We start from the raw sequence: 7,734 nt of genomic DNA, 5'->3' as shown, positions 1-7,734 counted from the left end.
GTCGTCCGGGCCCGACTCCCAAGGCGACGCCGGACGAATCGTACGGGCTCGGATCGCCAATCGGCAAAGTCAAGATCGCTCGGCGTACCCCGTCAGGTGCTGCTGACCTGCACTTTTCGCACGTTCAGGCAAAGTAGCGCGGCGACCGCGCACAGGCCTGCTGCCAGGTAGAACGCGAGGTTGTAGTCGCCTCGCAGGTCGCGCAACCAGCCCGCCCCTGCGGCGGCGACCGCCGCACCGAGTTGGTGCGAGGCGAACACCCAGCCGAAGACCACCGGTGACCTGGTGCCGAAGTAATTCCGGCACAACACGATGGTCGGCGGAACGGTGGCGACCCAGTCCAGGCCGTAGAAGATGATGAACACCCAGGTGCTGGGCTCGGCGTGCGGCGAGAGCAGCGATGGCAGCAGAAGCAGCGAGATGCCGCGGCCTACGTAGTAGACGACGAGCAGCAGACGCGGGTCGACGCGGTCGGTGAGCCAGCCGGAGAACACCGTCCCTGCCACGTCGAGGATGCCGATGGTGGCGAGTAGTCCCGCAGCCACCGTCGTGGGCATCCCGTGATCGTTGGCGGCCGGGATGAAGTGTGTGCCGATCAGCCCGTTGGTCGTCATCCCGCAGATCGCGAAGCTTCCAGCCAGCAGCCAGAACGCCGGCACGCGAGCGCCGATCCGCAGGCCGTCGAACGCGGCGCGGAAACTGCCTGCCGGCACCTCCGCCGGTGCGACGGTCGTCGCCCCTGTGCCTTCTCCCGTCGCTTCGCTCGCCCCGTAAGCCCTCAAGCCCACGTCCTGCGGGTAGTTCCGCATGAACAGCAGAACCAGGGGGACGACGGACAACGCCGCTGCCGCGACGATCAGCGACGCCCAGCGCCAGCCGTGCCGGGTGGTGACCTCGGCGACGACCGGAAGGAAGATCAGCTGGCCGGTGGCGCTTGCCGCGGTCAGCACGCCGGTGACCAGGCCGCGCCGCTGCTCGAACCAGCGGGTGGACACGGTCGCGACGAACCCCATCGAGATGGCGCCCGTGCCGACGCCCACCAGGACCCCCCACAGCAGCACCAGCTGCCAACTGGCCGTCATGAGGACCGACAGCGCCGAGCCCGTGGCGATCAGCACCAGCGCGGCCGAGAGCACCGGGCGCACGCCGAGCCGGTCCATCAGTGCGGCCGCGAACGGTGCCGTGAGGCCGAACAGCGTCATGTTGACCGACATCGCGAGCCCGACCGTGCCGTGTGACCAGCCGAACTCGTGGTGCAGCGGGTTCATCATCACGCCGGGTACCGACCGGAAGCCTGCGGCGCCGAGGATCGCGACGAAGCTGACGGCGGCCACCACCCAGGCCCAGTGCAGGCGTGGGCGGCGGGCGGTGTCGTCTCTCGCGGTGACCGTCACCGGATCACTGTCGCGTCCGAAGATCGATGGCGCCAGTGGCATGAATGACACCAGTCGTCAAAAACGTGCCAAAATGGCGTCGTGCACCGCATCGCCGTGTTTCTGCTCCCGCCCGTCGTGGGATTCGACGCCACGATCCCACCGATGATGTTCGGCGCCGCCACCGACGTCGACGGCAATCCGCTCTACGAGGTGGTGACCTGTGGCCTGACCGACGGGCGCGTGGCATCCACCAACGGCTTCGACGTCGTGCCCGCCGCGGGGCCCGAAGCGCTGGCGACCGCGGACACCGTGATCGTGCCCGGCACCCGCTACGCGCCTGCCCGCGAACACGGCACCCTGGCGCCCGACGCGCGTGCCGCCCTCGAATCGATCCGGCCGGGCACGCGGCTGGTGTCCATCTGCACCGGGGCGTTCGTGCTCGCCGCCGCCGGACTGCTCGACGGGCGCCCCGCGGCCACGCACTGGAAGTTCGCCGACGCGTTGCAGCGCCTGCACCCCGACGTGCGGGTCGACGAGCGGGTGCTGTTCGTCGACGACGGCGACGTGCTCAGCTCGGCAGGCCTCGCCGCGGGAATCGACTTGTGCCTGCACATCATTCGCTCCGATCACGGCGCGCAGGTGGCCAACGCGGTGGCCAGATACTGCGTGGTGCCGCCGTGGCGGGAGGGCGGGCAGGCGCAGTTCATCGATCGGCACGTGCCGGCGGCCGACGACGCGTCGACGGCCGCCACCCGCGAGTGGGCGCTGCGCCATCTGGACGGGGAGTTGACCGTCGGGCGACTGGCGCGGCACGCCAACATGAGCTCGCGGACGTTCAGTCGCCGGTTCACCGAGGAGACCGGCCTGGCGCCGGGAACGTGGATCCGGAACCGCCGCATCGACCGCGCGCGCGAGCTGCTGGAGTCGCACGATCTGTCCGTCGACGAGGTGGCCCGGCGCTCCGGGCTCGGCTCCGGCGGCAACCTGCGGCACCACCTGCGCCGCCGCGTCGGCACGTCGCCGTCGAGTTATCGCAAGGTCTACCAAGGAGCTTGACCGCAGCGGCTGCCGTGGATCAGGCGAACCGCGGCGGTCACGCGTTGGGCGGGGAGGCCGGCGCGGGCACACGCCTCCCCGACGGCCTCGGCCGAACTGGCGACGAACACGCAGAAGATGACCTCGTCGGTGGGTACCGCAAACGTCAATAACACTTTGGTCGGTGAGCCATCGGTCGACATGGCCGCGGCGCATTCGTCGAGCCGGGACTGCGACGCGCGCTGGAGTTGGCGGACCGCGACGCCGACATGCCAGTGGCCAGCAGGCCCAGCATGTACCACGCCCAAATCCTCGGTTGGACAGGGCAACTCGAAGACGCGCACCGAGAGATTCTCGCTGTCCGCCAGCGCTGCGTCGAACGCGGTGAGGAGAGCGAGCTGACGTACGTCGCCATGCATCGCTTCCAGATCGAGACCTGGCGGGGGGTGGTAGTCCACGACAGGGGGCGCAATACGATGTCGCCCATGCCAGAGCCGCTGATCCTGCCCATCCGCGGTCACGCACCGCAACTAGAGGACGAGTCCTGGGTGGCCCCGAACGCCACCGTGGTCGGACAGGTCAAGCTCGCCGCAAAGGTCAGCGTCTGGTACGGCGCGACCCTGCGGGCCGAGTTCGAGCCCATCGAGATCGCCGCGGGCTCCAACATCCAAGACGGCGTCACGATCCACGTCGACCCCGGGTTCCCGGCCACCATCGGTGCGGGTGTCAGCGTCGGCCACAACGCCGTGCTGCACGGCTGCACGATCGAGGACGACTGCCTGATCGGCATGGGCGCGGTGGTGCTCAACGGTGCCCACATCGGGCGCGGGTCTCTGGTGGCCGCAGGTGCCGTCGTCGCCCAGGGCGTGGTCGTTCCACCGGGATCGTTGGTCGCCGGCGTGCCGGGCAAGGTCCGCCGCGAACTCAGCGAGGACGAGGTGACGGCCAACCGTTACAACGCACAGGCCTACCAGCACCTCATCGAGTTGCACCGTGACGCAATCGAATAGCGCCGCGGTGGGTACAGCCCTACGGTGAACAACGTGCGGATCCTGGTCACCGGAGCCACGGGGTATGTCGGCTCGCGGCTGGTCAGCGCCCTGCTGAGCGAGGGGCACCAGGTCGTCGCGACCAGTCGCAACACCGCCAAGCTGGCCGACTTCGGCTGGTACGACGACGTGATCTCGGTGTCGCTCGACGCCCACGATGCCGCCGCGGCGAAGGAGGCGTTCACCGAGGCCGGTCCCGTCGACGTGGTGTACTACCTGGTCCACGGCATCGGGCAGCCCGACTTCCGTGACGCCGACAACCGCGCCGCGGCCAACGTGGCCGCCGCCGCACGCGACGCCGGCGTCCGCCGCATCGTGTACCTGGGTGGCTTCGTGCCCGACGGCGACGACCTCTCCGAGCACCTCACCAGCCGCGCCGAGGTGGCGCACGCGCTGACGCTCGACGACGGCCCCGAGGTGGTGTGGCTGGGTGCGGCGATGATCATCGGCGCGGGGTCGACGTCGTTCGAGATGCTGCGCTACCTCGGCGATCGCTTCGTCTTGATCCCCATGCCGCAGTGGGTGCACCACCCGATCGATCCGATCTCGATCAGCGACGTGCTGTACTACCTCGTCGCGGCGGCCGACCCGGGGAGCGTGCCCGCCGGGGCGTACGACATCCACGGCCCCGAGTCCACCACCTACCGCGGCCTGATGCTGGCCTACGCGCGGCTGTCCGGGAAGCGGCGGGCCGGTGTCCCGGTGTGGGGCGTGCCCACGGCGCTGCTGTCGCGCGTGACGGCGGTCGCGCTGCCGGTCCCCGGCGGCCTCGCCGCGGATCTCGTTGAATCCCTTGACCATCCGATGATGGCATCGGACGACGGGTTGGCCGGGCTGGTGTCCGACCCGCCCGGTGGCCTGGTCGGCATCGACGACGCCATCACCCGTGCGTTGTCGAGTCGGCGTCGGCTACCGGTCAACGAACTGGCCGACTCGCACCACCTCGCCGACAGCGACCCGGGCTGGGCCGGCGGCGACGTCTCGCGCATTCGGCAACTCGCCGCGATGGTGACACCGGCGTTCACCAGGCCGGCCCTCGGGCTCTTCAACGCCATGCCCGGCCCGGCCGCCGCCGCGTTGCGCACCGGACTCGACACGCTCATCGCCCTCGCCCCGAAGGGCGTGCCGTGACGAGGCTGGTGTCGGAGATCGGCGCGATCGTCGGCACCGCCGCCGTCCCGCACGACGAGCCGGCATCGATGGTCCGCCGCCGCCGCATCGTCGTGGTCGTCGTGTTGGTCATCGGCGCCACGCTGCTCGGGTTCTCCCTGAACCGCCCGCCCGGTGACTCCTCGTTCTTCCTGCTCACCCTCGCGCTGGCCGCGGTGTGGTCGCTCGGCGCCTTGGTGTCGGGCCCGCTGCACCTGGGGAGCGTGCATTTCCGTAGCCGCAACCGGCGGCCGGTCATCACCGGGACGGTGATCGGCGTCCTACTCGGGGCCGTGTTCATCGTCGGCGGTCTGGTGGCCCGGGAGATCGAGCCCATCCGCGACTACATCGTCAGCGTGCTGGAGTTCGCCAACTACGGCGCGCTGTGGCTGGTCGTGCTCATCACAGTGGTCAACGGCGTCGCCGAGGAGATGTTCTTCCGGGGCGCCCTGTACACCGCGCTGGGCAGATTCCACCCCGAGATGGTGTCGACGCTCGTCTACGTCGTCGCGGTGTCTGCGGCGGGCAACCCGATGCTGGGTTTCGCCGGCCTCGTCCTAGGCGCGGTGTGCGCCTATGAACGCCGAATCACCGGGGGAGTGCTCGCGCCCATGCTCACCCACTTCTTCTGGGGGCTCGTCATGGTGCTCGCACTCCCGCCGATGTTCGGCGTTTAGCGCAACGGGTTGGCGATCTCGTCGCGCGGCATCCGCGCCGCGGTCATCGCGACCGCGCCCAGAAGCACCGGCACGATGCCAGCCGCCAGGAAGATCGCCTCCATCGACACCACCTTCGACAGCGGGCCGACGATCGCGAACGACAACGGCATGAACGCCAGCGAGACGAAGAAGTCCAGGCTCGACACCCGGCCCAGCATCGCCGTCGGCACCCGCCGCTGCAGCAGCGTTCCCCAGATCACCATCCCTGCGCCGTCGGTGACGCCGACGACGAACGTCGCGGCTGCCATCGCGGGGAACGACGACGTGATGCCGACGACCACAAGGGGCAACGAGCCCAGGCCCCACATCACCATCATCACCGTCAGATAGCGCCGGGGCAGCCGTCGCGATGACACCGCCAGCGCACCGAGTGCGCTGCCGACGCCGAAGAACGCCAGGATGAACCCGTACGACCGCGCGCCGTCGGCGAAGCGATCCTGCGCGATGAACGGCAGCAGCACCTCGATCGGGCCAAGCACCACGAGCACGAACATGCTGGCGAACAACAGCGTCCACAGCAGCCACGGGGTGCGCAGCACGAACGAGAAGCCCTCGCGCAGGTCGCGCAGCACGTGGGGCCGCTCAGCCTCCGCCGTCGGCGCCGGAGTTCGCGTCGCCGGCCGGGTGGCCACCAGCAGCACCAGGGCGATACCGAGCAGCACGGCGACCACGAACTCGCCGAGCGCGGGGGACGTGGCGCCGACCACCAGACCGGCCAACGCAGGACCGACCGCCCGCTGGAACACCGGACGCACCACGCCCTCCACGCCGTTGGCCGCCAGCAACTGGTCGGCGGGCAGGATCCGCGGCAGGATCGCGCTGTAGGCGGGGAAGAAGAACGCCGCCGCAATGCCCAGCACCGCGGCTGCCACGGCCATGTGCCAGATCCGCAGCGCACCAACCGAACTCAGCACGGCAACGGTCGACACCGCGACCAGGTTCACGGCCTCGACCACGATGATGATGCTGCGCTGGTTGATGCGGTCGGCCGCGATTCCGCCGACCAGCACGAACGCCACCAGACCGGCGCCAAGGCACGTCGCGACCAGCGAGAGGGACGTCGGGTCGTTGTCGAGGGCGATCACCTGCAGCGCCATGACGACGGCCCACATGCCCTCGGCGAAGATCGAGATCGCCACGGCCGCGATCAGGAAGCGGTACTCGCGATTCCGGAACGGTACGAGCACGCGCCAGCCGCCGGTAGTCACCGGCTGCTCGATCTCGAACTGCGTACTCACCTGTCGATGGTGTCCGATCGGACCCCTTGGAGTCGAATGATTTTCGGTCCACCGGGCACCATTGAGGTAGCACTGGCGGTGACCTTCACTCGCACATTCTCGCCGGGAGTGCTACCTCAACGTAGGCAGAGGCGGACGGTCAGTCGTCGGTGAAGGTGGCGGCCCGTCGCTGCTGGAACGCCTTGGTGCCCTCGCGGAAGTCGTCCGAGACGAGCAGGGCCAGCTGACCCTCGGTCTCCCGCTCGAACGCCGCCTCGAGCTCGGTCAGCGTCGCGGCGTTGATGGCCTGCTTGGTCTTCCGCAGCGCCACCGCCGGGCCGGACTTCAGCGTCGCGATCACCTCGTCCACCGCGGCGTCGAGGTCCTCGGCCGGGTACACCGCGCTCACCAGGCCCGCCGCCAGCGCCTCTGCAGCGGGCAGCCGTTCGGCCAGCAGGGCCATCCGCATCGCCCTCGTCCGACCGATCGCCGCGGCCACCAGAGCCGACGCGCCACCGTCGGGCATCAGCCCGATCTTGGTGAAGGCCAACAGAAAGTACGCCTTCTCCGAGGCCAGGATGACGTCGGCCGAGATCGCCAGCGAGACGCCGACGCCTGCGGCCGGCCCCTGCACGACGGAGACCACCGGCTTGGGCAGCGCCACGATCGCGCGAACGGCGCGGTTCGCCGCGGCGAGCACGTCGTCGGGGACACCGGAGGCATTGGGATTGGCGTGGTCCGCCGCGCTGATGCCCGCACCGGAACTGAAGCCGCGGCCCGCGCCGCCGAGGCGCACGACCCGGACCTGGGCGTCGGTGGCCGCGCGTTCCAGCGCGGCGGCGATGGTCTCGAGCATCGGCGCGGTCAGCGAGTTGAGGCTGTCCGGGCGGTTCAACGTCACCGAGAGCACGCCATCGCTGAGCGAAAGGGAGAGGTCGTCGATACCGGTGTAGGACTCGATGGTGGTCTCGGAGTTGCTCATGCCTCGCCTTGGGTCTGGCGAGCCTGAGGCCCGCGGTCGGTGGACCTGGTTATACAAGTAAGCTATGTCGGCGGTCAACTTGAGGCTACTGGTGGAGGACGTTGCGCGATGGCTGGACCACTACGGGGATTGCGAGTCTTGGAGCTGGCCGGCATCGGCCCCGGACCGCACGCCGCAATGATTCTCGGCGATCTGGGCGCCGACGTC

The 7,734-nt window shown here is 69.7% G+C and carries 9 protein-coding genes; 5 read left to right on the top strand and 4 right to left on the bottom strand.

From position 1 onward, the window contains the following. Nucleotides 1-92 precede the first annotated feature (92 nt). Nucleotides 93-1,436, bottom strand: a complete 1,344-nt coding sequence (locus tag QOC69_RS23560; protein ID WP_526444126.1) for an MFS transporter — start codon at nt 1,434-1,436, stop codon at nt 93-95. A gap of 39 nt (nt 1,437-1,475) precedes the next feature. Here QOC69_RS23560 and QOC69_RS23555 point away from each other — a divergent pair, with 39 nt between their 5' ends. Next, complete coding sequence (locus tag QOC69_RS23555) at nt 1,476-2,432, top strand: GlxA family transcriptional regulator (protein ID WP_526444124.1); 957 nt, start codon at nt 1,476-1,478, stop codon at nt 2,430-2,432. Here QOC69_RS23555 and QOC69_RS23550 read toward each other — a convergent pair. Beyond that, nucleotides 2,417-2,869, bottom strand: coding sequence for a hypothetical protein (locus QOC69_RS23550; protein ID WP_526444122.1), 453 nt, complete (start codon nt 2,867-2,869; stop codon nt 2,417-2,419). The genes QOC69_RS23555 and QOC69_RS23550 overlap by 16 nt on opposite strands. Nucleotides 2,870-2,896: 27 nt before the next feature. On the opposite strand from QOC69_RS23550, the gene QOC69_RS23545 reads away from it, so the two are divergent. The 3 genes from QOC69_RS23545 to QOC69_RS23535 are packed head-to-tail and all read left to right on the top strand — an operon-like array spanning nt 2,897 to nt 5,286. Further along, on the top strand, nt 2,897-3,421 hold the full coding sequence (locus QOC69_RS23545) for a gamma carbonic anhydrase family protein (protein WP_526444120.1): 525 nt from the start codon (nt 2,897-2,899) through the stop codon (nt 3,419-3,421). Between the two features lie 24 nt (nt 3,422-3,445). Further along, nucleotides 3,446-4,591, top strand: coding sequence for an NAD(P)H-binding protein (locus QOC69_RS23540; protein ID WP_526444118.1), 1,146 nt, complete (start codon nt 3,446-3,448; stop codon nt 4,589-4,591). Then, a complete protein-coding gene (locus tag QOC69_RS23535; RefSeq protein WP_526444116.1) occupies nt 4,588-5,286 on the top strand; it encodes a CPBP family intramembrane glutamic endopeptidase in 699 nt (232 codons plus the stop codon). Before QOC69_RS23540 ends, QOC69_RS23535 begins: the two co-directional genes overlap by 4 nt. Here QOC69_RS23535 and tet(V) read toward each other — a convergent pair. Continuing rightward, nucleotides 5,283-6,548 carry a tetracycline efflux MFS transporter Tet(V) gene (tet(V), locus tag QOC69_RS23530; RefSeq protein ID WP_526444130.1) on the bottom strand — a complete coding sequence of 422 codons (1,266 nt, stop codon included), beginning with the start codon at nt 6,546-6,548 and terminating at the stop codon, nt 5,283-5,285. The two genes, QOC69_RS23535 and tet(V), sit on opposite strands and share 4 nt — an antisense overlap. A gap of 157 nt (nt 6,549-6,705) precedes the next feature. Further along, the gene (locus QOC69_RS23525) at nt 6,706-7,527 is read right to left on the bottom strand and encodes an enoyl-CoA hydratase/isomerase family protein (protein WP_526444114.1); all 822 of its coding nucleotides are present in this window, start codon (nt 7,525-7,527) and stop codon (nt 6,706-6,708) included. 108 nt (nt 7,528-7,635) lie between these two features. On the opposite strand from QOC69_RS23525, the gene QOC69_RS23520 reads away from it, so the two are divergent. Next, nucleotides 7,636-7,734: CoA transferase (locus tag QOC69_RS23520; RefSeq protein WP_526444128.1), on the top strand; the 99-nt coding region annotated here is incomplete at its 3' end.

Origin of the sequence: Mycobacterium sp. (genome assembly GCF_032162105.1) — a bacterium.
Classification (GTDB): Bacteria; Actinomycetota; Actinomycetes; order Mycobacteriales; family Mycobacteriaceae; genus Mycobacterium.
Note: the sequence above shows the minus strand (reverse complement) of the source record. Positions and strands in the feature narration are given on the sequence as shown.

Bases quoted from the DNA above. Each gene is read 5' to 3' on its own strand.
- QOC69_RS23545 (WP_526444120.1), top strand. From the start codon at position 2,897: ATGCCAGAGCCGCTGATCCTGCCCATCCGCGGTCACGCACCGCAACTA.
- QOC69_RS23525 (WP_526444114.1), bottom strand. From the start codon at position 7,527: ATGAGCAACTCCGAGACCACCATCGAGTCCTACACCGGTATCGACGAC.
- QOC69_RS23560 (WP_526444126.1), bottom strand. From the start codon at position 1,436: ATGCCACTGGCGCCATCGATCTTCGGACGCGACAGTGATCCGGTGACG.